Here is a 26,931-nt window from a genome sequence, read left to right as displayed (position 1 = left end):
CAACGCTTCCTGGACCAGTTGGTGTTTTAGAGGTTGGGTCGGGGCGGTTGGCTTGGCGAATCCATCCGGTCGTATATACTCGTGCTCATAGATCCCCCGTCCTCTTCGGAGGCGGGTTTCCTTTTACCCAGAACGGGCGTTGCACTGAACCTTGATGTTCAGTGCAACGCCCGTTCTGTTCGTTTACCCGCGAGGGGTGCCCCGGTTATACCTTACGACGTCCCACGAGCGCACCCGCAGCGATCAGCGCACCACCGAGCAGGATCGGCAGCTGGAGACCAGTTCCTCCTGTCTTCGGCAGATCGCCCTGGCGAACGTTGGCTACTGTCAAAACGGCATCTGTCGAGGTAAGACCCCAGGTAGATGGCGCAGATTCATTGTTCACCTGTTTCGCGATGACCTCCGAATCCTGGTCAATCACAACTGCTGCCTTGCCGTCTTTCATGGTAACCGAGAACAGAATCGGCTTAACCAGCAAACTATAGACATTTCCATCTACCACAGGAGACTTTGTCTCGATAAGTCGATAGTTACCGACTTCCAAATCATCCGCCCTGTAAAAGCCGAATTCCTCACTGAAGTCGAGCAGTTTTCGGTCCACGACATGTTCACCATCGCCAAGCTTTTCCAGAGTGAATTCGGCTCCCTCCAAACGGTTTTCAGGCTTTGGCAACTCTCCTTCAAAGTCTTCGGATGAAATCTTCACAAGACGTAAAGAAACCTTTTCATTTTTGCTTTCTGGAGGTGGAACACAGGCTGTGTCCTCGTTTGGTCCGACTTTAACTGTATTGAAGAGACCTTGATATGGCTTACATTCTTCTTCCGCCGAAAGCACTACGCCTGGGCGAACTGAGAAGACCATTTTGACGTTAAAGGAATGCATACCGTTGCTTGTAGCGTCGAATTGCTTTTCGCCTCTCGGTCGGATCTCGCCACCTTCTGAAAGGATAAACGGGCCATCTCCATTTTGGGAAGACTTTGAACGCTCACGTCCAAACTCATCAATGAAAGACCAACTTGTTCGTTCAAGCACGACACCCTCTGGCATCTGAGGTGTATCAACTACCCGCCGGTAACGCGCACTATTAGCCTTATCTTCGTTTTTAAGCAGCACCCGATAGTCAACCGTGTATGTTCCATCACCATTGTCGACCACTTGATCCTGAATGGCCTTTTTCTCGACCTTTGGGTCGACCCTGACGCTTGGACTCTCCGGCGCAGGGGCCGAAGCGGCATCCGTGTTATACGAGGTTGGAGCCCAGCCTGTCCCGACTACGGTAATCCCGAGGTCTTTAGCAGTCTTAGTCCCACTTAGCTTTTTCGTTGGATCATTAATCTTAAGCTTGATGATCTGCGCTTCATTCTGTCCGGCCGCGGACCCGCCACCAAGCCCGAACGCAATTGATCCGTCAGCCTCCACCCAAGCTTGTCCAAAGACAAGATAGCGGTTGTTCGAAGCGCCGAGAAATTGTCCCAACGTCTGGTTCGTATCTGGAACTAGAAGGTCAGTAACATCAAGCCGAAGTCCTTGCTGCTTTCCGCTCAGATCAACGCGCTCGAGATAGATCTTCCCTTGCCCTGCTGCCCAAGTACTTTGTAGTCCCCATACATAATCTGGGGCGGAATCAATGCTGACAAAGTCCTCGGACACTGAACGGAATTTATGCTCTTGGCGCCATGGTGTTTGTCGTGGTGTCCGATCTCCGAGAGAACTCTTCGATGTTGCTTTTACATTGGCTAGATCAATTTCATATAGCCTACCTGTGCCCCAGTTCGATGAGCCGGAGACCCAGTACCGCCCCTGCGAATCGAAGGTACCAGCGTTAATTCCACTACCAAGGTCGTTAGCTACCGCATCATAATTGTTGTGGTCCTCAGGTAGCTGGCCTTCAAAGCCATCCACTTTTCCAAGGTCGTAGATCTGTCCCGTGTAGGGGTTAATTTGGAGCAAATGACCTGCAGGAAAACAGGGGTCATCCTCGTAACCGTGTCCAGTGGAGTGCCGTGGCTGACTGATCGCATACAAGTAGTTGTCTTGACGATTGTATGCAAGTGCGTTGTACACCCATCCAGTCTTCGGACCAATCTTCATCTGTACGAATCGACCATCGTAATCTTCATCGTCGATTTCGAGATAAAGCTGCGAGGAGATACGGGATCCAGAACTATTCGGACTGGCCACAATGAATCGACGAAAACCGAATTCTTCCTCTGCAACAGTCAATGAGCGCGCGGGTTGACGAGTATCGACTTTACTAGGGTCACGGTAGGTACATTTTTCACCGGGCTTCGTAATTGGAGGGACATCATCCTCCGTAATCGGCGGCGCAATCGGCAATGGTGCCGTGGTTGTGCTTGACCCATCTGGATCTTCCGTTGCTTCCTTTTCGACTACCTTTCCGTGCAGTACGATTTCCTCATCCCGCGTCGGAGCCGACCGATATGTTGTCCTCAAAGTGACAGTTGAATCTGCAGGAATTATTACGGAGTCGATTTGCTTACCATCCTTTACCGGATACCAGGTAATAACAACACGGTCTCCGTATTTTTCGACCTTTCGCTGAATTGAAACGCCTTCCGCCTTTTCAATGGGGAGAGAGAAAAATACGTCTTCAGTATTTGCTGTAGGACTCAGCGTTACGGTCGCACTCGTAAACTCGGATCGCGACTTCACGTCAAAAGTCGTCTCGTATGGATTGTTTCCCAGAGTTTTGTGCTCGGACACTGGGATACCGTCACCAGACACTACAACCGTGTGATCCTGCGGCTGGCTATCGAGATTCTGTCCCCAAACTTGCACACGGTAAAAACCACTTGCAGGCGCAACGGGATTAAGAATGACCGTATCCCCGCCCTTGAGGTACAAGTCATCGACCTTGGGAAGAAGACGGAATTCCGTATCTTCAGATTTACCGTTAGCGTTCCACCCCCACTCTCTCTTCTGAATGTCAGCGAAGGTACGGTCAACAACGGTATTCCCCCCGCGGACAACCCGGACTCGAACCGGTCCATCAATAGCCTTAGTGGCTGCATTGTCTTTGTTCTTCTTGATGGCAAATCGCGTCATCCGCCAGTTTCCGGTTTCATTCACGCGAAACTGGAGTTGTGGGTTCCCATCTAGCCAATCTGCTTTCGGACTAGTCAGCGAAAACTCTTGATCGTAAACGCCTGGGAGATCGGGAAATTGCCCTGGCTGCGAGGCTCGAAGTTCACCAACGCCAAGCTCAATTCCCGCATTAAGCTCGGCGCCGATTGTCTGCCCAAAGCCTGACTCTGCAAGTTCATCCTTAGTCGGCACATCGTTGCTGTCCGCGATTGAGTAGACAGATTCCCCGGAAGTCACTACTTCGAACTCGACTCGCATTGGTGGGATCGTGTGGAGGCCCTGGATGTCAAATGCGAGGTAATCGGCATCTTCGCCGTTAACGAATCCATAGAACTCTGGTTCAATTACGCGATCATCGATTGTGACAGAACGAATCTCCTCAATATCACCTTCACCTACACGTTTGATAGCGAACACATCTTCCTTTGACGCTTTGCCGCCAAACTCCCAGACTTCACCTTCTGGGTCTTCTACGACGACGCGTTCGACGTCACCTTCACGGGTCCAGCTAATTGGAGATTGTGAAATCTGGGGTGTAGCGGGTCCAGATCCATTATCTTTCTCAAGCTTTTCCGAGTGGAACATATCACCCTCGGTTTTGACCGGCGCTACCGAGCTAGTTTCTACAGCCTCCGACGCCACCGTGTTCTCCGCCACAGCACTCTCCGCAGCACCTGCCGTAGTCGCAGAAGCAACCCCCTCCTGCGCGTCGACCGGGTAGGAGCCCAGTCCAGCGGCGAGCGCGAACGAGGCGACCACGGCAGCGACTCCACGAACGGAGCGACGGGTGCGCGAGCTCGCAGTGGCTGCAGGCTTCATAATGTTTCGCATAATCCTTGTTCCTAAATCCGCTTATCTACCGTGTTTACGATTCGTTTTTGCTTCGCCGGGCCAGCACGAACCCGATGAGGATGAGCAGTCCGCCGAGTCCTGCGGCCCACAACACGTTCGCGCCCGTGGAAGCCAGGTCGCCGCCGCGGGTGTTATCTGCTGGTTTGGTCACTGTGGTCACGGAGCTGGTTCGCGTGGTCACCACGGTGGTGGAGCCGTCGGGCCGGGTGGTGGTCAACGTGGTCTTGACCGGGGTGGTCACCGTGGTCACGGTGCTGCCCGACGGTGTTGTTGTCCGCGAGGTGGTCCCTGGCGAGGTCGGCGTTGTCGGTGTCGCGGGTGTCGACGACCCCGGCGTCGGGGTTGGCGTCGGCGACGGCGATGGGGACAGGCCTGGATCGGTGTCCCACTTGGTCACGATGACGTTGTCGTAGGTGAAGTGCTCACCCGACACGTCGCCAAGCGGCAAGATGATCAGCTGCGGGCTGGAGAGGTGGTACTCGTGGTCGTCGTCAGGCGCTTGCTCCTCGAGCAGGTACAGACCAGGCTTCAGGTAGCTGAACTGCACGCGGCCCTTCGCGTCGGTGGTCGCCCTATCGGCGTCCTCCAGTCCACGCTTCCGAACATCCTCCATCGTGAGGTTCTTGGCGCCCTCGCGGCCTTCCTCCGTGGTCACGTCGATGCCCTTCACGCGGGAAAGCACGAAGATGGAGCCTTCGATGGCTGGTGGTTTCGCGCCGGCAGGGATGTCGTCGTTAGGGTTCGGCTCGTTCTTCTTCACCACCAGGAAGATCGGCTTGGTGGCGTCCACGCTGTTGGCGGGGATGTTTTTGTCGTTGCCGGAGACCACGCGGGCATCAGCAAACGGCATGAATGCGCCGGTGGCCAGGATGGATGCCGCGCCAAGCGTGGCGACAGTCTTCGAAGCTCGCATTAGGACTGAACCTCCTTGTTCATAGCGTCCTTGCGGTCGCTCTTCTTCTTTTCGCGGATGATCCACCAGATCAGGGCCAGCAGTACCAGCAGGGAGACGCCGCCGAGGGCCCACATCCACCACTGGAAGGTGGACGTGGATTCGTCGAGAATCTGCGCTTCGTCCGGATCCATCGGCACGCGCTCGGCGTGGACCAGCAGGCGGTGCGTATTGATGCCGTACGGGGTGCACGTGATCAGCGTGAGCAGGTCGCGGCCGGGCTCGGCGCGCAGGCTGTCGGTCTCGTCGGGGAGGACGACCTCGATGTCGTACACCTTGTACTTCATGCGCTCACCGAACGTGGAGACGTAGATGGCGTCGCCGACTTCGACGTCTGACAGGTTGTCAAACAGGGTTGCAGTCGTGAGCCCCGTGTGGCCGGTGATCACGGAGTGGAAGCCCTTGCCGCCGGTCGGCAGTGCGGAGCCGTACAGGTGGCCGAGGCCTTTCTGCAGTGTGTTTTCGCTGGTGCCGTGGAAGACGGGCAGGCGGACGTCGATAGACGGGATCGCAATTTGCGACATCGCCGACACCCCCGCCAACTGCGCCTCATACGCCTTGTACTCAGCGTTGTCTTCACTGATGCGCGCAAGCCACGGGTCCAGAATCGGACCGTCGGTATGCGCGCGGTTGTACGCGACCGCCGCCTCGTACGCGCGGTTGACCTGCTCCGGCGGTGCCGCCTCGAGCTGGTCTTCGTACATCTTCGCCACCTGCTCCTGCACACGGTTGTTCCACTGGGTGGAGATCACCGGGTACATCAGCACCGTCAGGCCAACGAGGATGATGAGGACAGGCAGCGCGACACGCTGGAAGAACGACTTCTGCGCCGGCTGCTTCCGGTGCTTCGCCTTCACTGCTGTGGTCACGTTGTTGTCCTCTCTGGGGCCATCGCTTATCGACGACAACCCTTTCCTTCAAAACTGGAGCAGGAATTTAACGCCCTCCTGCTGGCGGGCGTGCGCCCCGGCGGGTCCGGTTGGGTCCGGCTCCGGGGCGCCTCCGGGGTTAGCGCTCTTTGGTGAGCACTAGCCCTGGAGTCCGCTTATGCGTTTGCGCTTATGCGTTCTTGCTTATGCGGACTGGGAGTTGCGACGTGCCGCGTAGACACCGCCACCGATGATCGCGAGGCCAGCCAATGCGATGATCAGCACACCCATGCCACCGGTGGCCGGGAGCAGAGGAACCTTGGTATCCGGAATGTTCTCAATATCCTTGCTGACCTGGCGGACCTTAACCCCGTCAGTCTCGACGATGTCTTCACGGGTAAGGGTCAACTTGGTGACAGCCTTGTCACCTTCCGGAAGGATGTAACCCTTCGGCGCTTCCGTCTCCTTGAGGCAGTACTCGAAGTTCTTCTTTGCCGGCTTTGCCTCATCCCCGTCAACCCAGTCAGTGACGTGAATACCGGTGAAGGAGAGTTCACCCTGGTCCGAAGTCACGCCTTCCTGGATGATCGTGCCTGGAACATCGCAGCGGTAAAGCTGGAACTTCGCACCCGCCAGCTTCTCTTCCTTGTTGTCCTTGTCAACCTTCACAACGTTGATGTTTCCGATGTAGGAAATCACCTTGTCGTGCGGGGTCTCGCCGTCCGGTTCGTCTCCTTCACCGACGTCCTCGCCTGGGTTTCTGAAGAAGAAGTGCTCGTTCACACTGTTTTCAATCTGCTGATCGTTCTCCTGCAGCAGCGTTGCCTTCACGGTTACGCGAAGCTTTTCGTTCGCCTTCAGCCCTGCACCTGCAGGATCATCAACGATGACCCGGAACGCTTGGTCAGCGCCAGCCGCAACGTTATCGGCACTAGGAACCGGCGCTTCCTTCACCACACGGAAGTTCGTGATAGGAGCAGTTTGCTCCTCACCCTGAGCATTCTTGTAGACGCGCTCAACCTTCTCAATGAGATTGTTGTTATCGAAGTCCCACTTCAGTTCGTCGGACTTCGAAGCATCCGTCAGCGTCAGGTTCTTCAGCACCTTACCCTCTGGCGCGGACGGAACAACACCTTCCAGGACGTACTTCACGGTGGAGTTAGCTTCTGCACGCTTCCCATCTTCAGCGTGAACGTTGTCGTCCTGAACTTCCTTGGTGACGCGAGCCATAGAGTTCTTTGGATAAACCTGAACGTTCTCGTTCCAGCCATCGCCCTTGCTGTTCGTCATTGGAACGAAAACAATAAACGGCTGCGCACCAACGTAGGTCTGCTTATCTTCGATCTTCGGCGTTTCCGTCTCCGTCACAAGGTAGGCACCCGGTGCAAGATTCTCGAAGACAGCCTGGCCTTGGCCTTTGGTCTCCTTTGTTTGCTTGGTGAACTTATTATCCTTGTTAGGCAGATCCGCATCTGCATGGCTCTTGTTGTACTTGTTCGCCTTTTCGACGAGATCGTTGTACACAGCCTGCTTGGTGATGTCGCCCTCGAGTTTCTCGATCTGGAAGGTGGCACCGTTGAGCGGCTCGCTGTACTTTCCGGCATCGGCGAATGCTTCGCCGTTAGAGTTGACCAGCTCGGTCGGGTTAACACGCTTGTTGATGGTCAGGGCGTACGTCGACTTATTATCAATCGTCGAAGCAGCGGGAGCTTTCTCTGCAAGCGCTGGCGCGACAACGGCGGGTGCTTCAGCTCCATCCTGAGCCAGCGCATCCTGCGCGGCGATGCCGGCGGAACCGGCGAAGGTCAGGCCTGCGGCGATTGCGATCGCAGCGGTCTTCTTCATGGCAATTGCCATAGTGGTGGTCCTTTCGGAGAAATGTTTGTCGCTGGGCCCTATTGGTCAGCGAGAGAAGTACTTCAACACGGTGGCGCGGTACATCCTCCGTGCGATTCTTCTGGGCCCAGCCTGGGCGCCACCGTAAAATCTACTTGGTTGCACAACTTAAGTAAAGCGCAAATATGAGCCGTTTCCCCTCGTTAAGGATGGTTTCAGGCAAGTTTCCAAACCTTTGCGTTTGCTGCGAAAAGCGAGCTGGCCTTACAGACAAATGACACCGAAAAACGGGTGACCGGCGTCACCTAATAGGTGGTGGAGATGTTCGACACACTTTTTGCGTGAGTTTTTCAAGGGATTTCTTAGCAACCGCGCTAACCGCGTCAAACACTCCCCACCAGCACGTTTACCCCGCTATACAAACGCATGAAAAAGACCCTCTGCGCCGGAATCCCGGGGCAGAGGGTCGTCGCTAAGCAGGGACTCTAGTCGCCGATCTGGTCGCGGCCGCGCTTAACGATCAACGGGTCGGGCTCGCCAACCACGTCGTGGTCCTTGTTCGTGTACTCAAACTTGGACAGGATGTAGCGCATCGCATTCAGGCGAGCGCGCTTCTTGTCGTTGGACTTGATGGTGATCCAGGGGGACTCGTCAGTATCCGTATAGCGGAACTGCTCCTCTTTCGCACGGGTGTAGTCCTCCCACTTATCCAGCGACGCCAAGTCCATCGGCGACAGCTTCCACTGACGCACCGGATCCACCTGGCGAATAGCAAAGCGGGTGCGCTGCTCCTTCTGGGTCACCGAGAACCAGAACTTGGTCAGGGAGATGCCGGAGCCGAGGATCATGTTCTCCAGCATCGGCACCTCACGCAGGAACTCGGCGTGCTGCGACTCGGTGCAGAAACCCATCACGCGCTCAACGCCGGAGCGGTTGTACCAGGAGCGGTCGAAGAACACGATTTCACCCGCAGCCGGGAAGTGCTCAATGTAGCGCTGGAAGTACCACGACGTGCTCTCGCGTGGCGAAGGCTTCTCCAACGCAACGGTACGAGCACCACGCGGGTTGAGGTGCTCGTTAAAGCGCTTGATGGTGCCACCCTTACCGGCGGCGTCGCGGCCCTCGAAAATAATGATGTGGCGCTGACCAGTATCCTTCGTCCAGTTCTGCCACTTCAGCAGCTCAATCTGGAGCGCACGCTTCTCATGCTCATACTCATCGCGGGAGAGGCGCTCATCGTACGGGTAATTCTCGCGCCACGTCTGAATCGCAGTGCCATCCGGCATCAACAGCACCGGATCGTCTTCATCGGTGTCGTCCACAACCCAGCCTTCGGTCTGGGCGAGGTCGATCATCGGCAGTTCGTCATCCTTGTGGTCAGCCATACCACTCATTCTATTCCGCTTTGCCTCGCTGCGCTGGGAAAGCCCCCCACTAACAGAAAAATGCCCCGTCGCACGTAGCGACGAGGCACCTTACAGGTCGGTCTTATGCAACCAGACCAACGAGGTCGGCGAGAGCGCCTGCGAGGACGCCGAAGTTGCCAAGCAGCTCAACGAGAGCGCCCGGGATACGGGTGATTTCAGCCGGTTCGCCGTTCTGAACGCCGACGCCGGTGCCGGAGGAAAGTGCAACCCAGTTAGTCAATGCTTCCATGATATTTTCTCCTATTTAAAAAGATGCTCTTACTTGGTCGTCTTGCCGAGTTCCGGCTTCTCGGTAACCTTCGTTGCGAACGTCAGCAGAGACTCCGGGGTCTTGGTGAAGATCTTCTCGATCGCGGTTGCGAACGTCTTGAAGTCCTTGAGCGCCTTCTGGATGACCTTGAAATCTACAGGCATTACATGCTCCTAAAAGTTAGGTGCCAGTCTGTGTCTGGCTTTACTGACAGGTACTGACACCCATCGGGCGTCAGGGAGTTATTTTGCCATAGGTAACGATTACGTCAAGAGAAACTGCAGAATTGTTTTCAATGCTGACAGATATTTTTCAACACCTCACGTTTACCAAAACGTAACCATATTTCAGCTCTATCGACTACCTGCCCAAATTCAATAAAAGAAGTAAACGTCATATGAATTCGATGACGACTGTATAGACCATTCAGCGCCGAAACTCGCGACGGAAACTCCACAAACCGGAAATGGATGTGAGGGACTACACCTATTCAGGGGGTCGTCGACAAGCAATTGCGCAAAAGAAAAACGCGCCCCGAAGGACGCGTTGCTCATTGGGCGGGTTTTACATCATGCCCATAGCCTCCGGGTCCATGCCCGGGTTCGCACCAGCCGGCTCCGGCTTATCAGCCACAACCGCCTCAGTGGTCAGGAACAGCGCGGCGATGGACGCAGCGTTCTGCAGCGCAGAACGGGTCACCTTCGCCGGGTCCGCAATGCCGTTAGCCAGCATGTCGACGTACTCGCCGGTCGCAGCGTTCAGACCCTCGCCATCCGGGAGGTTGGCAACCTTGTCAGCCACCACGCCCGGCTCCAGGCCAGCGTTCAGCGCGATCTGCTTCAGCGGAGCGGACAGGGCCTCGCGGACGATCTTCACGCCCGTCGCCTCGTCGCCCTCCAGGCCGAGGTCGCCCTCGAGCTCGTTGGCAGCCTGCAGCAGAGCCACGCCGCCACCAGCGACGATGCCCTCCTCCACAGCAGCCTTAGCGTTACGCACAGCATCCTCAATGCGCAGCTTCTGCTCCTTGAGCTCCACCTCAGTAGCAGCGCCAACCTTGATCACCGCAACACCGCCGGCCAGCTTGGCCAGGCGCTCCTGCAGCTTCTCGCGGTCGTAATCGGAGTCGGAGTTCTCGATCTCAGCGCGGATCTGCTTCACGCGGCCGTCGATCTGCTCCTGCTGACCAGCACCCTGCACGATCGTGGTCTCATCCTTGGTCACCACAACCTTGCGAGCCTGACCCAGCAGCTCAACGCCAGCAGTCTCCAGGGACAGGCCGACCTCTTCGGAGATGACCTGGCCACCAGTCAGGATCGCCAGATCCTGCAGCATTGCCTTGCGACGATCGCCGAAGCCCGGAGCCTTCACAGCCACAGACTTGAAGGTGCCGCGGATCTTGTTCACAACCAGTGTGGACAGGGCCTCGCCCTCAACGTCCTCGGCGATAATCAGCAGCGGCTTGCCGGACTGCATAACCTGCTCCAGCACCGGCACAAGCTCCTTGACGTTGGAGATCTTGCCGGACACCAGCAGGATGTACGGGTCCTCGAGCACGGCCTCGCCGCGCTCCATGTCGGTAGCGAAGTAAGCGGAGATGAAGCCCTTGTCAAAGCGCATACCCTCCGTGACCTCGAGGTCCACACCAAACGTGTTGGACTCCTCGACCGTGATCACGGACTCCTTGTTCACCGCACCGTTGCCGACGGCGTACATTGCCTCGGCGATCTTCTTGCCGATCTCCGGATCAGAAGCGGAGATACCGGCGGTGGAAGCGATCTCCTCCTGGGTCTCAACTTCCTTCGCCTGATCCAGCAGGTACTTGGACACCTTGTCGGTGGCAGCCTGAATGCCGCGCTTGATGCCCATCGGGTTGGAACCAGCCGCAACGTTGCGCAGGCCCTCGCGCACGAGCGCCTGGGCGAGAACGGTAGCGGTGGTGGTGCCGTCACCGGCGACGTCGTCGGTCTTCTTGGCGACTTCCTTGACCAGTTCCGCACCGATCTTCTCGTACGGATCCTCGAGGTCAATCTCGCGAGCGATGCTCACGCCGTCGTTGGTAATCATCGGAGCGCCCCAAGACTTCTCCAACACCACGTTGCGGCCCTTCGGGCCCAACGTGACCTTCACAGCATCAGCCAGGGTGTTCAGACCGGTCTCGAGGCCGCGACGTGCTTCCTCATCAAATGCAATCATCTTTGCCATGTGAGTGTGTCACTCCTTATATATAGGCGTACGTGGACGATCACTCAGTTCGTCGGTGCAAGCAGGCGCCCGCGACGGCACGGCTGACGAGTGGTCTCAGCCTCACCCGCTCTTCTTCGTTTATTTGGCACTCGGTTGAGATGAGTGCCAGCCACATTTTTAGCACTCTCGGGGGTTGAGTGCAAGAGACGCAGGGGCTGGCTCGGTTGCTGCTAGCGTAGTGCCATGACTGACGCACAGAACAGCACAAGCAACAGCACAGCAACCTACGCACCACAGCGCGACCGGATCTTCGCGGATCTGTCCAAGCTGGTGTCCTTTAACTCCCCGCACTCCACCCCGGCCCTGAAGGACGAGCACGAGGCAGCGTGTGCGTGGACGGTCGAGGCGCTCAAGGACCTCGGCTTCAAGGTCACCCGCTACCCGACGGTGGACGACGCGGACACCATCGTCGCTACGAAGCCGGCGAAGAACGGCATGCCGACGGTGCTGCTGTACTCGCACTACGACGTCGTCCCGGCGAACGATCCAGAGGCCTGGACAAACAACCCGTTCGAGCTGACCGAGCGTGACGGCCGCTGGTACGGGCGCGGCGCCGCGGACTGCAAGGGCAACCTGGCCATGCACCTGGAGGCGCTGCGCCTCGTTGAGGAAAACGGCGGCACGGACTTGGGGCTGAAGGTTGTCGTCGAGGGCTCCGAGGAGCTCGGTGGGGATGACGGTCTGGGTAAGTTGATCGTCGACAAGCCTGAGGTGTTTGAGGCGGACGCGATCCTGATCGCGGACTCCGGCAACGTCGCTGTCGGTGTGCCGACGCTGACCACTTCCCTGCGCGGCGGCGCCCAGATCAACGTGACGGTGGAAACACTCAAGGGCGCGATCCACTCCGGCGGTTTCGGCGGCGCGGCTCCGGATGCGGCGCACGCACTGATGGTCATTGCAACATCGCTTTTCGACGAGCACGGCCGCACCACCATCGACGGCGTGGACACCACTGCCAAGTGGGACGGCGACCCATACGACCCGGAAACCTTCCGCGGCGATGCGACCGTCCTGGACGGCGTGGAACTGCTGGGCACCGCCGACGACAACCCGGCCGACCTGGTGTGGGCGCGTCCGGCAGTGACCATGATCGGCTTTACCTCCACCCCGGTTGCAGAAGCGATGAACGCGGTGAACCCGCGCGCGGAGGCACAGTTCAACCTGCGTGTTCCGGCTGGCCAGAACTCCGCCGAGGTGGCGGAGAAGATGGTGGAGCACATCAAGGCGCACACCCCGTGGGGAGCCAAGGTGGACGTACAGGTCAGTGGCGTGAATCAGCCGTTTTCTACGGATGTGGAGGCGGAGGCCGTCGCAAAGCTTGGGCAGTGCCTGAAGGACGCGTACGGCGCAGACGAGCTGGCTGTCGTGGGCACCGGCGGCTCGATCCCGCTGACCATCACCCTGCAGGAGCAGTTCCCCAACGCCGAAATCGCACTGTACGGCGTGGAGGAGCCGCTGTGTGGCATTCACGGTGTCGACGAATCCGTTGACCCGACCGAGATCGAACACGTGGCCATCGCAGAGGCGATGTTCCTGCAGCAATACGGGAAGTAAGAAAAATTCGCTACAGTGGAACAAAGATGGCCGCGCCACTGGTGTTGACGCGTTGTATCTTGTTGCCACAATGAGCAAGTTATTTCTGTGTGAACTGGAAAGCCCCTGAGGTTAGGCGCGCCAACGGTACGACTGACCTCAAAGGAGGGCTGCCAGAAAGGTGCTCACGTTACTTCTTGCGCTCATGGCTGCCAGCGCCATCGCCCCGGTGCTGCTGCGCAGCGTCGGCCGCTCGGCCTTCGCCATCTTGGCGTTGGTGCCGCTGGCCGGCTTCGTGTGGGTGGTCAAACTCTTCGCCGACGGGGTGTTCCGCGACGGCGGGGAGATCGTTTCCACGTTCACGTGGATGCCATCGACCAACCTCAACTTAGAGTTTCGCCTCGACGCCCTCGCAGCGCTTTTTAGCCTGATCATCCTGGGTGTCGGGGCGCTTGTGTTGTTCTACTGCTGGGGCTACTTCGACTCGAACCCGCGCAGGCTGGCCAAGTTCGGGTTTGAGCTCAGCGCCTTCGCCATGGCCATGTACGGCTTGGTCATCTCGGACAACTTCCTGCTCATGTACGTGTTCTGGGAGTTGACCTCGATCCTGTCGTACATGTTGGTGTCGTATTACGGGGAGCGGGCGACCTCCAGACGCGCAGCCATGCAGGCGCTGATGGTCACCACGATGGGTGGCCTGGCCATGCTGGTTGGCATCAACCTGCTCGGCTTCAACGCCGGCATCTGGCGCCTGTCCGAGGTGTCCCAGATCGCCGACATCGAGGGCACTCCGGCGATCTCCACGGCAATTGTGCTGATCATGCTGGGCGCGCTAACCAAGTCCGCGCAGGCTCCGTGGCACTTCTGGTTGCCCGGCGCGATGGCTGCTCCGACGCCGGTGTCGGCGTATCTGCACTCGGCGGCGATGGTCAAGGCGGGTATTTATCTCGTCGCTAGGCTTGCGCCCGACATGTCGGCGGTGACCACGTGGCACCTGCTGGTGCTGTCTACGGGTGGGTTCACCATGCTGCTGGGTGGCTGGATGGCGCTGAAGCAGCGCGACCTGAAGCTGGTGCTGGCGTACGGCACGGTGAGCCAGCTGGGCTTCATCATCACGGTGATCGGCGTGGGTTCGCGTGAGGCCGCGATGGCGGGGCTTGCGATCACGTTCGCGCACTCGCTGTTTAAGGCCGCGCTGTTCATGATTGTGGGCACGATCGACCACGCCACCGGCACGCGCGACATCCACGAACTATCAGGGCTGGGCAAGAAGCAGCCGTTGTTGGCGGGGTTGGCCATTGTGTCGGCTGCGTCGATGGCTGGCATCCCGCCGCTGTTCGGGTTTGTGGCCAAGGAAGCCGCGCTGGAGATGATCCTGCACGAGGAGTTGCTCACCGGTATGCCGGGCAGGATCACGCTGGTAGTGATGGTCGCGGGTTCCATCCTGACCATGGCGTACTCGCTGTACTTCCTGCACGGTGCCTTTGCGACGAAACCAGAGCACGACCGCAAGCCCTCCGAAGCAGTGCGCGACATGCACCGGGTGGGCCCGACCCTGTGGCTCTCCCCAGCCATCCTGACTGCGGGCACGATCGTGTTTGGTCTGGTGCCGGCGCTGCTGTCGGACCCGATCAACAACCACCTCGACGCTCGCTTCCCGGACGTGGAGGGCGAAACGCTCGCGCTGTGGCACGGCATCAACGTGCCACTGATGCTGTCGGCTGTGATCATCACCGCAGGTGCGATCATGTTCTGGCAGCGCGACCTGGTGGCAAAGGCCCAGTTCGAGCAGCCAGCGCTTGGTAACGCCAACGCCGTCTACGACACCATCCTGGCCAAGCTGCACCACTGGTCGATGCGTCTGACCGCGTCTACCCAGCGTGGTTCGTTGGCGATCAACCTGGGTGTCATCTTCGCCACCCTCATGGTTGTGCCGTTGGCTGCGCTGATCCTGGGCGCGTCGAACAACATCCGCATGATCGTGTGGGAAAACGTCTGGCAAGGCCTGATCGTGATCATCATGGCGGGCATGGCGTTCTTTGCCACCCTGCAGCGCAACCGCCTGTCGGCCGTGGTCATGGTCGGCATGACCGGCTACTGCCTGGCCATGATCTTCGCGCTGCACGGCGCACCGGACTTGGCGCTCACGCAGGCACTGGTGGAGACCATTGTGATGGTCGTGTTCATGCTGGTGCTGCGCAAGATGCCCACAGAGGTCGAGCCGCGTAACGACGACAACCGTCTCCGCGCCTGGCTCTCCATCGGCACCGGCGTATCAGTGGTGGTCGTGGCGATGACGGCGATGTCCGCGCGCGTGGCCGATCCGATCTCCACAACCATGCCGGAGTTGGCCTACGAAATCGGGCACGGCCGCAACACCGTCAACGTGCTGCTGGTGGACCTGCGTGCCGCCGATACGCTCGGTGAGATCACCGTGCTGGTCATCGCCGCAGTGGGTGTGGCCAGCCTGATCTTCGGCACCGGCAAGTTTGAAACCCAGTCACGCCGCCCGACCCTGCAGACCACAAAGGCCCGCTGGTTGGCCTCCGGCGTGAACGACGAAACCGCACAGAACCGCTCCCTGATGGTGGAGGTTGCCACCCGCATCCTGTTCCCATCGATGATGCTGCTGTCGGCGTACTTCTTCTTCTCCGGCCACAACGCCCCAGGCGGCGGGTTCGCAGGCGGCCTTGTCGCCGCACTCGCGCTCACGCTGCGCTACCTGGCGGGCGGTCGCAAGGAGATTGAAGCAACCCTGCCGGTGCACCCAAGCAAGGTGCTCGCCGCTGGCCTGCTGATGTCCGCCACTGCGGCGGTCGTGCCCATGTTCTTCGGCAACCCGCCACTGACCTCTGGGTACGCCACGTTCAGTCTGCCGCTCATCGGCGAGTTCGACGTCCCATCCGCCCTGCTTTTCGACGCCGGCGTCTACGCCATCGTCGTCGGCCTCATCATGCACGTGCTGGCCTCCATGGGCGCCCACATCGACCTCGAAGAAGAGTCCCGTAAGCAGCGCGCCCGCGACCGCGCCATCGAACTGCAAGAGAAAAACCGTCGCCGCCGCGAACAGCAAGAGCGTGATCGCCGGCAGCGGTTTGATGAGCGGGCGGCGGTGTCGTCGACAGGGTCCACGGTGACGGCAAGGTCCTCAGTTTCACCGTCGATTAGCAAGAGCTCGGAGAAGTAAATGGAAGCAAACCTGTTCTTACTCATCGGCTCAGGCGTACTCATCGCGGCCGGTGTATACCTCATGCTGGACAAAGTGATGACGCGCATGATCATGGGCGTGCTGCTCATCGGCAACGGCGCGAACCTGCTCCTGCTGCAGTCGGGCGGTCGCGCGGGCTCGCCGCCGATCCTCGGACGCGACTCCGTAGCAGCAGCCGACGCCGCCGATCCGCTCGCGCAGGCGATGATCCTGACCGCCATTGTCATCTCGATGGCGATGGTCGGATTCATGCTCGCGCTCGCCTACCGCCAGTACCGCTACCGCAGCGACGACGTGGTCGAACGCGACGAAGAGGACCGCGCAATTGCGGTGCGCCCAACCACGCCGACGGGCGACCGCGACGAAGAGGAAGCGGCCGGCAAGGCTGCTGCGTCGGCATCGTTCGAAGAGCCAGTAAAGGGGGCGGAGCGTGAGAAGTAGTATGTTAGCCCTCGCCGACTGGGCCCTGCCCGCAGTGCCGTACCTGACGGTGCTGATGATTCTGCTGCCGCTCATCTCCGCGGCGTTCATCCTGGTGTTCCGCGGCGTGAACCTGCAGCGCTTCATTGCCCTGCTGACCCTGGCCACACTGACGGTCATGTCGGCGGTGCTGATCATCGTCGCCGACATCCACGGCATCCAAACGGTGCAAATGGGCGGCTGGGAGGCGCCGATCGGGATTACGTTGGTGGCGGACAGGTTGTCGTCGATAATGTTGTTCGTCTCCTCGATCGTGCTGTTCGCGGTGATGTGGTACGGCATCTCCCAAGGTCTGCGCGATGGTGACGACGACGACCCAGTCGCCGTCTTCCTCCCCACCTACATGCTGCTGAGCATGGGCGTGAACCTATCATTCCTGGCAGGTGACCTGTTCAACCTGTACGTCGGGTTTGAGATCTTCCTCGTCGCCTCCTACGTGCTGCTCACCCTGGGCGCGTCGCCGCAGCGTGTGCGCGCCGGCATCGGTTACGTGATGGTGTCCATGGCGTCGTCGATGGTGTTCCTGTTTGCGCTTGCGCTCGTGTACGCGTCCGTGGGCACGGTGAACATGGCACAAGTCGGAATCCGCATGGCCGAACTACCCACCGGTACGCGCGCCGCAATCTTTGCGACGATCCTCGTCGCCTTCAGCATCAAAGCCGCCGTCTTCCCCCTCGACGCCTGGCTGCCGGACTCCTACCCCACCGCCGCCTCCATCGTGACCGCCGTGTTCGCAGGCCTCCTCACCAAAGTTGGCGTGTACGCGATCATCCGCATGCGCTCCACCGTGTTCACCGACGGCTCGCTCGACAACATGCTCATGTGGGTCGCCCTGTTGACCATGATCGTCGGCGTGATGGGCGCAATCGCCCAAAACGACATCAAACGTCTCATGTCGTTTACCCTGGTCAGCCACATCGGCTACATGATCTTCGGCGTGGCCCTCGGCTCCGTCGCAGGCCTATCCGGCGCGATCTTCTACGCCGTCCACCACATTCTGGTGCAGACGTCGCTGTTCCTGGTGATTGGGCTCGTCGAAAGGCAAGCAGGCTCCGCCCAACTGCGCCGCCTGGGCTCCCTGCTGTACACCGCACCCGTCATCGGCGTGCTGTACCTCATCCCGGCGCTCAACCTCGGCGGCATCCCACCCCTATCCGGCTTCCTGGGCAAAGTCATGCTCATCCAAGCCGGTGCCGAAGACGGCTCCTGGCTCGCCTGGACCCTCATCGGCGGCGCCGTGGTCACCTCGCTGCTCACCCTGTACGCCATGATGAACGTCTGGTCCAAAGGCTTCCTGCGTGATCGCGCCGACGCCCCCGAAGGCGACGTCGTCCTCGCCCGCCCCGCCAACCTTGCCGAGCGCGGCGAAACCGTCTCTGCCGGCGAACGCGACGACGTCGGCCGCATCCCCGTCGGCATGTTCCTCTCCACCGCACTGCTGGTACTCACCTCCACGTCGATCACGTTCCTGGCCGGTCCGATCTCCAACATCACCGACCGCGCCGCCCAATCCGCCCAAGACGTCACCATCTACCGCAGCGCAGTACTTATCGACGACCCCACCCAAGCCACCCGCAACCTCGACGCATTCACCGAACCCACCGACTCCCAAGGCGGGCACGACTCGCTGATGAACCGTCGCAACCAGGAGGTGCGTAACTGATGAGCCTGCTCACCGGTATAAAAAACCGCATGCGCCCCGCCTACATTGCGTGGCTGACCTTCATGTGGGTCCTGCTCATGGGCGAAGTGTCCTGGGGCAACGTCGCCGCCGGCCTCGCACTTGGCGTCGTCATCGTGCTGGCCCTGCCGCTGCCGCGCGTCCCCCGCAGTGGCAACCGCATCCACTGGCCACGCCTGATCGCCTTCGTCGGCATCTGGCTGTGGGACCTCCTCGTCGCCTCCGCCAAAGTGGCCTGGCTCTCGCTGCGGCCCCAACCGCAACCCAAAAACGCGATCCTGCGCGTGCCCATGCGCGTCAGCAACGAATTGGTGTTCTACCTGGCCACCTGCGCCTACAACCTGCAGCCCGGCGGCACCGTCACCGACATCGACCTGGCCAACCGCGAATGGACCATCCACGTCCTCGACGCGTCCACCCCGGCCGACATCGAACGCGAAATTGCCAACGTAGCCACCCTGGAACGCCAAATGATCGGGATCTTCGAAAGCAGGAGCAAATGAACGAAACGATCTACAACGTCTTCCTCGCCATAGCCGCCATCTTCATCTTCGCCGGCTTCTTCATCCTCGCCTGGCGAGTCATCGTCGGCCCCGACTCCCTCGACCGCGTCCTAGCTAACGACGGCATCACCGCCTCCCTCCAGTGCGCCCTCGCCCTCTACATCTGCTGGACCTTAGACACCACCGTGGTCAACGTGATGATCGTCATCGCACTCCTCGGCTTCATCGCCTCCCTGTCCGTCGCCCGCTTCCGCAAGAGGGATGGTTCCCTATGATCACCGACATCATCTCCCTGATCTTCATCCTGCCCGGCGCGTTCATGGTCTTCTCCGCCGCCGTCGGCACCGCACGCTTCAACTCCACCCTCGCGCGCGTCCACGCCATCACCAAACCCCAAACCACCGGGCTCGTGCTGTTCATGATCGGCACCATCATCCGAGTCACCACCGCCGAAGACTTCGGCGTCCACGAAAAAGGCGACATCGGCATCATGATCCTGCTGGTGCTGTTCGCCCTGATGACCAACCCCGTCACCGGCCAACGCCTCGGCCGCATCGCCCGACGCGAAGGCCTCTACGGCGAAGAAGGCCAACTCACCCGCAACGATCGCCCCGCCAGCTACCACCCCAAGCGCATCAACCCCAACAAGCCCACCGAAACCGAACGGCCGGCGGGCTAAGGGCTGGCTGCTACGGCGCTACGGCGTGAGTTCCCACATTTCGTCGCAGGTCGCGTCCACAACCGCCTTCCAATCACCCGTGCGCTGGTAAATCTCCCGCTGGCGCTGGTAGCCGGCGCCACGCTCGACGATCTCGCCGACCAGCCGTAGCTCGTCGAGGCAGTTGAGGTCTTGGGCCGTGGGCGTGAGTTCGTCGATAAGCAATTGCAGCTCGTGCTTAATCCAGTCCTCGTCCGTATCGCGGCTAGTGATCACGAGCGCGTCCATGCCATAGCGAGCGCCGCGCCACTTATTCTCCGCGACGTGCCACTGCTGCAGGGTGGGCAGGGACTCGCCGCGATCCAACATGCGGTCGTAGTGGACCACGAGACAGTGCGTGAGCGCCACGACCGCGGCGAGCTCGCGCAGGTTAGACGTGGCATCCGAAATGCGAACCTCGATCGTGCCCCACTTCGCGGCCGGACGGACATCGAAATGCATCGAACCCGTGTGATTAATCACGCCCGAAGTCTGTTGATCGCGCATAAACGCAACCCACTCATCCCAATCCTGGAACTGATACGGCATACCCGCGGTGGGAAGCTGCTGGTAAAGCATCGTGCGGTTCGAAGCGTAACCCGTATCGATGCCGTCCCAACCCGGGCTCGAGGCGCTTATCGCGAGCAGGTGCGGGTACTTCGTCATCACCGCATTAATGATCGGCCACACCTTGTCCTCATGACTGATCCCAATGTGGCAGTGGATACCCCACAACAACATGTGCTGACCCCAATACTGGGTGCGATCCGCGATCTCCTGATACGTGTTCTTCGGACTCAACGGATTCGTGCGGAAATCCGAAAACGGGTGGCCGCCGCTCGCCCACAGGCGGAGGTTCTTCTCATCCGCGACCTCCTTGATCGCTTTGAGGTCGCGCTGGAGGGCGTCGACCGCCTCCCTGGTATTCGTGCAGATCGGCGTGACAAGCTCGATCGTGTTCTGCAGAAACTCCGGCTCCAGGTGCACGTCCGGATTGCGCTTCTGCACCTCATCGATCACTTCAGCCGCACGCGGCACAAGGTCGCGCGTTTCCGGGTCGACGAGACAAATCTCCCACTCGACACCGAGGGTAGGGGCGGCCGACCTGGCAAAATCGCGAAACGGATCCATAGTCAGCCAGCCTAACCGCTTCGGTTCCCGGGACTGGCATGGCGAAGCGGTTTATATGCGGGGCGGTGCTGTTGGGGTTCCGCCTTCCACACAGATGGTGAGGACGCAACGGAGAGCTTGCCGATTTTTGGCCATCTTCACCCTTGCATTCTCACCATGTGGAGGTCGGGTGCCGGTGTGGTGTCGTCGCAAAGCTAAACGGCGCCTCCTACACGGCATATTTCGCTAATTTTCGACGAAATGCACCGTGTAGGAGGCGCCGTTTGGAGGCTAAAACTAGCCGGCGAGGACGACCGCGACCGCACTGCGGTTATTCGCGGCCTGCTCCGGAAGGCCGACGGCGCCCTCCGGGATGTCATTCTTGGCGCGGGCGGTGCCACCGACGCGGCGGGCGATGTCGGCAGCGACCTGCTCAGCACCCGGGGTGGCCGGGTCGAAGAACACGTAGGTCTCCGGGAAGATGCCGTACTGCTGCTCAGGCATGTTCATCGTCGCAGCGTCCTGGGACTGATTAGCGACGTTGAACTGACCCTTAAGCTGGTCCGCCGTGCGATTAGCCAGGTCAGCGATGCCGGAGTTGTTGTAGACGAAGACCTGCGCGCTCGCATTGTCGAGCTGCGCGCCCTGCGGGGCCGGAGCCGGAGCCGGTGCCGGGGTCTCGGCGTTCGGGTCTTGCGCGTTGGGGTCTTGCGCGTTGGGGTCCTGGGCCTGGTCACCTTCGCGCTGTTCAGCGTTCGGGTCCTGCGGCGCGTTCGGGTCCTGGGAGGCGTTGGGATCCTGGGTGCCCTGGCCCTGGCCCTCGCCAGGCTGGGCCGCGGATGGGGCGGCCTCGGAGGTAGCGGAGGTGGAGGTTTCGGACGAGGCGGAGGATGCGGCGTTGTTGTCGTCACCCTTCTGAGTCATCGCCCACAGGGCCCAGAGCAGCAGCAACGCGGCGACGGCGATAAGGATCATGGCGAGGCCACGGCGAGGCAGGCCGCCTTGGGCGGCAGCGGCGCCCGCGCCAGCACCGGCACCGGCGGCGTAGCCTGCGTACGCCTCGTCGTAGGCCTCGTCATAGTCATAGTCGGCGTCGTCGTCGCGACGGTGCGCGCCGCGGTATTCCTCGGCGGGTGCGTCGGTGGGGGTGTCGTCGATAATTTCGGCGTCGAGGGGCTCGTCGCCCACGTTGTCGTAGCGGGGGTCGTTGCCATACTGATCTTTAGTCACAGCAGCAACAATAGCCACACCTGGCGGGGGAAGGGAGGCAACACACCGGGTTAGGCGTCGCGAAGCCTTTGCAATCGCCGCACCAACTGAGGCTCCGCCGCGAGCGCCTCCGGATTATCCAAAAGGACGTTGAGGCGCTGGTAGTAGCGGATCGGCGTCATGCCAAGTTCGGCACGGATAGCGTCCTCGCGCTTGCCGAGGGACCGCGGGGCGCGCGCGGCGAAACGGAGCACGGCGAGGTCGGTGTCGGAAAGCATGCCTAATATATTGGCATGACCATCCGACCCATCGTTATCCACGGCGACCCTGTGCTGCACGAACCGACCAAACAGGTCACGCAGCCCGTTGAGGAACTGCAGGAACTCATCGCCGACATGCACGAAACCATGGACGCCGCCCACGGTGTGGGCTTGGCCGCCAACCAGATTGGCGTGCCGCTGCGCCTGTTCGTCTACCACTGCCCCGACGGCGACACCATGCGCCGCGGCACCGTGATCAACCCGGTGCTGGAAACGTCCGAGATCCCGAAGACAATGCCTAGCGACGACGGCGAGGACGACGAAGGCTGCCTCTCCGTGCCCGGCTACTCGTGGCCGACTGGCCGCGCCGACTGGGCCAAGGTCACCGGCCTGGACGAGAACGGCAACGAGATCGAGGTGGAGGGCACCGGCTTCTTCGCCCGCTGCCTGCAGCACGAGGTCGGCCACCTGGACGGCTTCCTGTACACCGACGTGCTCACCGGCCGTTACAAGAAGGAAGCGAAGCGCGAGATCCGCGACAAGGGCTGGCGCGAGCCGGGCAACACGTGGCTTCCAGGCACCGACGAGGATCCGTTCGGCCACTAACGCGGTATGATGTGCGGGACTGTCTATTTTTCCGGAGGCACCCATGCGCATCCCCGCCGTCATCGCCGCGACTGCGATCACGCTGACCACTCCCGCTGCGCCCGAAACGCCGCTCGAGCAGCTGCTTAGCGACGTCACCGAGACCCGCACCACCTCCCTCACCGCACTTAAGGAAGCGGATGGGGAGGACGAGGTCCGCGAGATCCTCACCGATTGGCGCAAGAACCTCATCGAGGCCGCTGACGACCTCGAGGAGCTTCGCGAGGACGCCGGCGACCTGACCGACGAGGAAGAAGCCGAGTTCGACGAGGCAGCCGACGCCCTCAAGGCCGAGCGCGCCGGTGTGCGTAAGTTGCGCTCAGAGCTTTTGCTTAACGACGACACCGTTGTCCTCCCCTCCGCCCTCAAGGGCCTCGACGGCATCTTGGGCACCACCGCTTTCGACGCCTTCGAGCGCTCCGAGAACGGCGACGCCCGCATCATCTACGGCATCCCGGGCGGCAAGGAAGAGGCTGCCGCGTCGGAGGATGCGACTGCGGAGAAGGCTGGCGAGAAGGCTTCGGAGAAGGCTGCTGTTCCGGCAACCACGGTGTCGACCACCCCGAAGACCACCGAGCCGAGCAGCAAGGCGCCGAAGACGTCTGAGTCGCTGAGCCTGCGCGCCGAGCGGATGCAGGACACCACCACCTCGGAGACCACTGAGTCCACCACCAGCGAGACGACCACGACGAACACGTCGTCCGGCACCGAGACCACCACCAGTACGACTACCGGGCAGACCACAACCTCCGGCACTTCGTCGAGCACGACGTCCAGCGCGACCGCCACGACCTCGTCGTCTTCGTCTTCCTCTTCGTCGACGACGTCGGCGTCGGTGCTGCAGAACCGCACCACCTCTGCAACGTCGAGCACGACGCGCTCGACCACGTCCTCGTCGACCACGTCACGCACCACGACCAGCACCGAAGATGAGCGCGACGGCGACCTCGCCGACACCGGCACCCCGATGCGCGGGCTGATCGGCCTGGGCGCGCTTGCGCTGCTGGCCGGTGTGGCGTTTATGTTGCCGGGTGCGGGTAGGGCTCGTCGATAAGAAAAGCGCGAGAAGTACAGCATATGTCGCGTATTTTCCGCTCGGATGACGTCGTGGTGGGGGACCGCGTCGTGGTCAGACAGCGGCGCGGCGAGCACGCCAGCGACATCATCGGGCACGTCGTGTCGCTCGACCCGCTGGTGGTGCGGCCGCAGGAGGTGGGTGGCTTCCCGTCCTCGAAAGAGGCGATCGAGGTGGCCAACGTGCACATCATTAAGAAACTGTCGGCGAGAACGGTGCGCAACTCCGAAATCCGCGCGCTGGAACGCCGCATTGCCGAGGACATCCCCACCACCGAAGAAGCCTGGGCCGAAGGGTGGCTCATGCGCACCGGCAAGACCGACGAGGCGAACTCGGCGGTACCGCTCGGGCCGTCGGCGGGCCTGCAACCCGTACCTATCGACGCCATCCGCGCCTTCTACCGCGAACGCAACCTGCCAGTACGGCTTATGATCCCGGAGCGGATCGGCAAACCAGCGCTGAAGATCCTCACCGACGAATGGACGCTCGCGGAGGAGCAGGTGGCGTGGGTGGATGGTGAGGGGTACGGGGTGTCGTCGATTAGCAATGTGCCCGAGGGGGCGCTCGAACATCACCGTCGGCGGCTGGCGCTAGGCTAGGCACATGCGAATCGCCACCTGGAACGTCAACTCCGTGCGCACCCGCGCCGAACGCATCGCCGCATTCCTCGAACGCAACGACGTGGACGTGCTCGCGATGCAAGAAACCAAAACCGCAGACGCAACATTCCCCTACGCCACCTTCGAAGCCGCAGGCTACGAGGTCGCGCACGTGGGCGTGAACCAGTGGAACGGCGTGGCCATCGCCTCCCGAGTGGGATTGGACAACGTGCGCGACCACTTCGACGGCCAACCCGCATTTGCGAAGAAGGGCGAGCCCGAGGTGGAAGCGCGCGCGGTCGGCGCCGAGTGCGGCGGCGTGGAAGTGTGGAGCCTGTACGTACCCAACGGCCGCGAAATCGGCGACCCGCACTACGACTACAAACTGCAATTCCTGTGGTCCCTGGCGGAGTCGGTGCGCCCCGGCGACCTGCAGGTGTTCATGGGCGACTTCAACGTGGCTCCCCGCGACGAAGACGTATGGGACGTCGCCTGGTTCGAAGGCAAAACCCACGTCACCGAACCCGAACGCGCCGCGTTCCAGATGCTGTTGGAAGCGGGGTTGTACGAAATTCGTCACGACAACCCCTACACGTTCTGGGACTACAAATCCGCGCGCTTCCAACACAACGAAGGCATGCTCATCGACTTCCAACTCGCCACTGCCCCCATGCGCGACCTAGTCAAACGCGCCTGGGTGGACGTCGACGAACGCCGCGGTAAAGGCGCATCCGACCACGCACCCGTGATCGTCGATTACGACACGCGCGGCCTCTCCTATAATGAGGTCCGATGAATATCGACCTCGGATGGTGGCAATTCGCGGCGATGGTCCTCGACTACGCCATCAAATTCGTCATGATCGGTGTGGTCCCGGGCGGGCGCAAGCCGTCGTCGGCAAACGCGTGGCTTTTGCTCATCCTGCTGCTGCCTGTCGTCGGCCTGCCGCTGTACCTCCTCATGGGCTCCACGTTCGTGTCGCGACGCCGCCACCGCATCCAAGTTGAAGCACGCCGACACATCGACGACTCCAACCTCAACGTCGCCGACTTCCCCGCCGACGAAGAACTGCCCGACGTCACCACCTCCATCGTGCGCCTCAACCGCACCCTCACCGGCTACCCCGCCGTCCACGCCGACGTGCGCGCACTCTGGACCGACTACCACAAAACGATGCACCGCATGGCATCGCTCATCGACGACGCCACCTCCCACGTCAACATCGAAATCTACGCCGTAGCCTGGGACGACACCACCGACGTCGTCTTCCGCGCCATCGAACGAGCCGTCGCCCGCGGCGTCCACGTCCGCCTCCTCTTCGACCACATCGGCAGCCAAAAATACCCCGGGTTCCGGAAACTGAAACGCCGACTGACCGAAATCGGCGTCGACTGGCACATGATGCTGCCACTCGCCCCACTCCGCGGCCGCTGGCGCCGCCCCGACCTACGCAACCACCGCAAACTCCTCGTCGTCGACTCACGCGTAGCCATGCTCGGCTCCTTCAACCTCATCGACCGCTCCTACCTCCTCCACCGACACCGCCGCGCCGGCCGCCAATGGGTCGACGCGTTTGTCGAGCTCGAAGGCCCCATCGTCGCGTCCGCCGACTCCATGTTCGCCACAGACTGGTACACAGAATCTGGTGAGGTGATTGAGCAGGCGCCGGTGAGGGAGTCGTCGACAAGCAATGGCGTGCTCCAACTCGTCCCCTCGGGACCCGGATACCTCACCGAGCCGAACCTGCGCATGTTCGTGTCCATGATCCACAGCGCAAAAACGCACGTCACGCTCTGTTCGCCATATTTCGTACCCGACGACTCGCTGCTGGAAGCCATCACCTCCGCCTGCTACCGCGGCGTACACGTCGACCTCCTCGTCGGCGCCAAATCCGACCAATTCATGGTCCAACACGCCCAATCCGCCTACTACGAACAACTCCTCAAAGCCGGCGTGCGCATCTGGGAATTCCCCGCGCCATTCGTGCTCCACACCAAGTTCGTACTTATCGACGACGGCCTCCCCGGCTCCTCCGCCGTCGTCGGATCCTCCAACATGGACATTCGCTCCTTCAGCCTCAACTACGAATCCTCCCTCTTCGTCGCCTCCGGGACGCTGCTGCACATGCTGTCCGAACTCGGCACGTGTTATCTAGCCGTGTCGCGGGAGCTTACTTTGGAGCGGTGGGATCAGCGGCCCTGGTACAGGCGCTACATCGACAACGTGATGAAACTGACCTCCGCCCTGCAGTAGGGGGTTTGGGCTGGGTGCGTGGGGTGGCTGGGCGGCTGGGCGGCTGGGCGGCTGGGCGGCCTGCCCCAGCCCGGCCCTTGCCGTCCGCCCGGCCCCTTTAACGCAAACGGCACATCCTGCACGGTACATTTCGCTAATTTTC

The 26,931-nt window shown here is 60.8% G+C and carries 23 protein-coding genes; 12 read left to right on the top strand and 11 right to left on the bottom strand.

Annotated features, from left to right (window positions below):
- Positions 1-205: 205 nt before the first annotated feature.
- The 8 genes from HMPREF3145_RS06585 to groL all read right to left on the bottom strand — a co-directional run bounded on the left by HMPREF3145_RS06585 (position 206) and on the right by groL (position 11,494).
- Positions 206-3,865, bottom strand: a complete 3,660-nt coding sequence (locus HMPREF3145_RS06585) for a DUF6923 family protein (RefSeq protein WP_070422458.1) — start codon at positions 3,863-3,865, stop codon at positions 206-208.
- A gap of 106 nt (positions 3,866-3,971) precedes the next feature.
- Positions 3,972-4,871 carry a prealbumin-like fold domain-containing protein gene (locus tag HMPREF3145_RS06580; RefSeq protein WP_070422457.1) on the bottom strand — a complete coding sequence of 300 codons (900 nt, stop codon included), beginning with the start codon at positions 4,869-4,871 and terminating at the stop codon, positions 3,972-3,974.
- A complete protein-coding gene (locus HMPREF3145_RS06575; protein WP_070422528.1) occupies positions 4,871-5,779 on the bottom strand; it encodes a class C sortase in 909 nt (302 codons plus the stop codon). The genes HMPREF3145_RS06580 and HMPREF3145_RS06575 overlap by 1 nt, the downstream gene beginning before the upstream one ends.
- A gap of 204 nt (positions 5,780-5,983) precedes the next feature.
- Positions 5,984-7,636 carry a SpaH/EbpB family LPXTG-anchored major pilin gene (locus tag HMPREF3145_RS06570; RefSeq protein ID WP_070422456.1) on the bottom strand — a complete coding sequence of 551 codons (1,653 nt, stop codon included), beginning with the start codon at positions 7,634-7,636 and terminating at the stop codon, positions 5,984-5,986.
- 464 nt (positions 7,637-8,100) lie between these two features.
- Complete coding sequence (gene ppk2, locus HMPREF3145_RS06565; RefSeq protein ID WP_070422455.1) at positions 8,101-9,000, bottom strand: polyphosphate kinase 2; 900 nt, start codon at positions 8,998-9,000, stop codon at positions 8,101-8,103.
- 103 nt (positions 9,001-9,103) lie between these two features.
- The gene (locus HMPREF3145_RS11835; RefSeq protein ID WP_168156425.1) at positions 9,104-9,271 is read right to left on the bottom strand and encodes a hypothetical protein; all 168 of its coding nucleotides are present in this window, start codon (positions 9,269-9,271) and stop codon (positions 9,104-9,106) included.
- A gap of 29 nt (positions 9,272-9,300) precedes the next feature.
- Positions 9,301-9,456, bottom strand: a complete 156-nt coding sequence (locus HMPREF3145_RS11830; RefSeq protein ID WP_168156426.1) for a hypothetical protein — start codon at positions 9,454-9,456, stop codon at positions 9,301-9,303.
- Between the two features lie 400 nt (positions 9,457-9,856).
- Positions 9,857-11,494 carry a chaperonin GroEL gene (groL, locus tag HMPREF3145_RS06560; RefSeq protein ID WP_070422454.1) on the bottom strand — a complete coding sequence of 546 codons (1,638 nt, stop codon included), beginning with the start codon at positions 11,492-11,494 and terminating at the stop codon, positions 9,857-9,859.
- Between the two features lie 225 nt (positions 11,495-11,719).
- On the opposite strand from groL, the gene HMPREF3145_RS06555 reads away from it, so the two are divergent.
- The 7 genes from HMPREF3145_RS06555 to HMPREF3145_RS06525 all read left to right on the top strand — a co-directional run bounded on the left by HMPREF3145_RS06555 (position 11,720) and on the right by HMPREF3145_RS06525 (position 19,620).
- Positions 11,720-13,090: a dipeptidase gene (locus tag HMPREF3145_RS06555; RefSeq protein ID WP_070422453.1), complete on the top strand. Its 1,371-nt coding sequence runs from the start codon at positions 11,720-11,722 to the stop codon at positions 13,088-13,090.
- 160 nt (positions 13,091-13,250) lie between these two features.
- Positions 13,251-16,256 (top strand): Na+/H+ antiporter subunit A, encoded by a 3,006-nt coding sequence (locus HMPREF3145_RS06550; RefSeq protein ID WP_070422452.1) that lies wholly within the window; start codon positions 13,251-13,253, stop codon positions 16,254-16,256.
- Positions 16,257-16,718: a Na(+)/H(+) antiporter subunit C gene (locus HMPREF3145_RS06545; protein ID WP_070422451.1), complete on the top strand. Its 462-nt coding sequence runs from the start codon at positions 16,257-16,259 to the stop codon at positions 16,716-16,718.
- Between the two features lies 1 nt (position 16,719).
- Positions 16,720-18,420, top strand: coding sequence for a Na+/H+ antiporter subunit D (locus HMPREF3145_RS06540; RefSeq protein WP_083279427.1), 1,701 nt, complete (start codon positions 16,720-16,722; stop codon positions 18,418-18,420).
- Positions 18,420-18,941, top strand: coding sequence for a Na+/H+ antiporter subunit E (locus HMPREF3145_RS06535; RefSeq protein WP_210384165.1), 522 nt, complete (start codon positions 18,420-18,422; stop codon positions 18,939-18,941). Before HMPREF3145_RS06540 ends, HMPREF3145_RS06535 begins: the two co-directional genes overlap by 1 nt.
- Positions 18,938-19,216, top strand: a complete 279-nt coding sequence (locus HMPREF3145_RS06530) for a monovalent cation/H+ antiporter complex subunit F (RefSeq protein WP_070422450.1) — start codon at positions 18,938-18,940, stop codon at positions 19,214-19,216. The genes HMPREF3145_RS06535 and HMPREF3145_RS06530 overlap by 4 nt, the downstream gene beginning before the upstream one ends.
- Complete coding sequence (locus HMPREF3145_RS06525) at positions 19,213-19,620, top strand: monovalent cation/H(+) antiporter subunit G (RefSeq protein WP_070422449.1); 408 nt, start codon at positions 19,213-19,215, stop codon at positions 19,618-19,620. The genes HMPREF3145_RS06530 and HMPREF3145_RS06525 overlap by 4 nt, the downstream gene beginning before the upstream one ends.
- A gap of 18 nt (positions 19,621-19,638) precedes the next feature.
- Here the strand turns inward: HMPREF3145_RS06525 and HMPREF3145_RS06520 are convergent, their stop codons facing one another.
- From HMPREF3145_RS06520 to HMPREF3145_RS06510, 3 genes are all read right to left on the bottom strand, one after another.
- Positions 19,639-20,769: a glutamate--cysteine ligase gene (locus HMPREF3145_RS06520; protein ID WP_070422448.1), complete on the bottom strand. Its 1,131-nt coding sequence runs from the start codon at positions 20,767-20,769 to the stop codon at positions 19,639-19,641.
- Between the two features lie 276 nt (positions 20,770-21,045).
- Positions 21,046-21,978 carry a LytR C-terminal domain-containing protein gene (locus tag HMPREF3145_RS12115; protein WP_070422447.1) on the bottom strand — a complete coding sequence of 311 codons (933 nt, stop codon included), beginning with the start codon at positions 21,976-21,978 and terminating at the stop codon, positions 21,046-21,048.
- Between the two features lie 50 nt (positions 21,979-22,028).
- Positions 22,029-22,235: a DUF3263 domain-containing protein gene (locus HMPREF3145_RS06510; RefSeq protein ID WP_070422446.1), complete on the bottom strand. Its 207-nt coding sequence runs from the start codon at positions 22,233-22,235 to the stop codon at positions 22,029-22,031.
- A 15-nt stretch (positions 22,236-22,250) separates the two neighbouring features.
- Between HMPREF3145_RS06510 and HMPREF3145_RS06505 the strand changes: the two genes are divergently transcribed.
- Genes HMPREF3145_RS06505 through cls form a run of 5 tightly spaced genes read left to right on the top strand, consistent with a single transcriptional unit; the run spans position 22,251 to position 26,789 of the window.
- Entirely contained in the window at positions 22,251-22,823 is a 573-nt protein-coding gene (locus tag HMPREF3145_RS06505; RefSeq protein ID WP_070422445.1) for a peptide deformylase, read from the top strand.
- A 43-nt stretch (positions 22,824-22,866) separates the two neighbouring features.
- The gene (locus HMPREF3145_RS06500) at positions 22,867-23,916 is read left to right on the top strand and encodes a hypothetical protein (protein WP_070422444.1); all 1,050 of its coding nucleotides are present in this window, start codon (positions 22,867-22,869) and stop codon (positions 23,914-23,916) included.
- 23 nt (positions 23,917-23,939) lie between these two features.
- On the top strand, positions 23,940-24,536 hold the full coding sequence (locus HMPREF3145_RS06495) for a GNAT family N-acetyltransferase, cg3035/Rv0428c family (RefSeq protein ID WP_070422443.1): 597 nt from the start codon (positions 23,940-23,942) through the stop codon (positions 24,534-24,536).
- Positions 24,537-24,540: 4 nt separating this feature from the next.
- Complete coding sequence (locus HMPREF3145_RS06490; protein WP_070422442.1) at positions 24,541-25,332, top strand: exodeoxyribonuclease III; 792 nt, start codon at positions 24,541-24,543, stop codon at positions 25,330-25,332.
- Positions 25,329-26,789 carry a cardiolipin synthase gene (gene cls, locus HMPREF3145_RS06485; RefSeq protein ID WP_070422441.1) on the top strand — a complete coding sequence of 487 codons (1,461 nt, stop codon included), beginning with the start codon at positions 25,329-25,331 and terminating at the stop codon, positions 26,787-26,789. The genes HMPREF3145_RS06490 and cls overlap by 4 nt, the downstream gene beginning before the upstream one ends.
- The last annotated feature ends 142 nt before the right edge of the window (positions 26,790-26,931 follow it).

It is taken from the genome of Corynebacterium sp. HMSC05C01 (assembly GCF_001807155.1).
Lineage (GTDB): Bacteria > Actinomycetota > Actinomycetes > Mycobacteriales > Mycobacteriaceae > Corynebacterium > Corynebacterium coyleae.
This window is presented reverse-complemented; position numbering and strand designations above follow the sequence as displayed.

Bases quoted from the DNA above. Each gene is read 5' to 3' on its own strand.
- HMPREF3145_RS11835 (WP_168156425.1), bottom strand. From the start codon at position 9,271: ATGGAAGCATTGACTAACTGGGTTGCACTTTCCTCCGGCACCGGCGTC.
- HMPREF3145_RS06530 (WP_070422450.1), top strand. From the start codon at position 18,938: ATGAACGAAACGATCTACAACGTCTTCCTCGCCATAGCCGCCATCTTC.
- HMPREF3145_RS06520 (WP_070422448.1), bottom strand. From the start codon at position 20,769: ATGGATCCGTTTCGCGATTTTGCCAGGTCGGCCGCCCCTACCCTCGGT.
- HMPREF3145_RS06570 (WP_070422456.1), bottom strand. From the start codon at position 7,636: ATGGCAATTGCCATGAAGAAGACCGCTGCGATCGCAATCGCCGCAGGC.
- HMPREF3145_RS11830 (WP_168156426.1), bottom strand. From the start codon at position 9,456: ATGCCTGTAGATTTCAAGGTCATCCAGAAGGCGCTCAAGGACTTCAAG.
- HMPREF3145_RS06510 (WP_070422446.1), bottom strand. From the start codon at position 22,235: ATGCTTTCCGACACCGACCTCGCCGTGCTCCGTTTCGCCGCGCGCGCC.
- HMPREF3145_RS06500 (WP_070422444.1), top strand. From the start codon at position 22,867: ATGCGCATCCCCGCCGTCATCGCCGCGACTGCGATCACGCTGACCACT.
- HMPREF3145_RS06555 (WP_070422453.1), top strand. From the start codon at position 11,720: ATGACTGACGCACAGAACAGCACAAGCAACAGCACAGCAACCTACGCA.
- HMPREF3145_RS06490 (WP_070422442.1), top strand. From the start codon at position 24,541: ATGCGAATCGCCACCTGGAACGTCAACTCCGTGCGCACCCGCGCCGAA.
- HMPREF3145_RS06580 (WP_070422457.1), bottom strand. From the start codon at position 4,871: ATGCGAGCTTCGAAGACTGTCGCCACGCTTGGCGCGGCATCCATCCTG.
- HMPREF3145_RS06505 (WP_070422445.1), top strand. From the start codon at position 22,251: ATGACCATCCGACCCATCGTTATCCACGGCGACCCTGTGCTGCACGAA.
- HMPREF3145_RS06535 (WP_210384165.1), top strand. From the start codon at position 18,420: ATGAGCCTGCTCACCGGTATAAAAAACCGCATGCGCCCCGCCTACATT.
- groL (WP_070422454.1), bottom strand. From the start codon at position 11,494: ATGGCAAAGATGATTGCATTTGATGAGGAAGCACGTCGCGGCCTCGAG.
- HMPREF3145_RS06545 (WP_070422451.1), top strand. From the start codon at position 16,257: ATGGAAGCAAACCTGTTCTTACTCATCGGCTCAGGCGTACTCATCGCG.
- HMPREF3145_RS06525 (WP_070422449.1), top strand. From the start codon at position 19,213: ATGATCACCGACATCATCTCCCTGATCTTCATCCTGCCCGGCGCGTTC.
- HMPREF3145_RS06540 (WP_083279427.1), top strand. From the start codon at position 16,720: ATGTTAGCCCTCGCCGACTGGGCCCTGCCCGCAGTGCCGTACCTGACG.
- ppk2 (WP_070422455.1), bottom strand. From the start codon at position 9,000: ATGGCTGACCACAAGGATGACGAACTGCCGATGATCGACCTCGCCCAG.
- cls (WP_070422441.1), top strand. From the start codon at position 25,329: ATGAATATCGACCTCGGATGGTGGCAATTCGCGGCGATGGTCCTCGAC.
- HMPREF3145_RS06495 (WP_070422443.1), top strand. From the start codon at position 23,940: ATGTCGCGTATTTTCCGCTCGGATGACGTCGTGGTGGGGGACCGCGTC.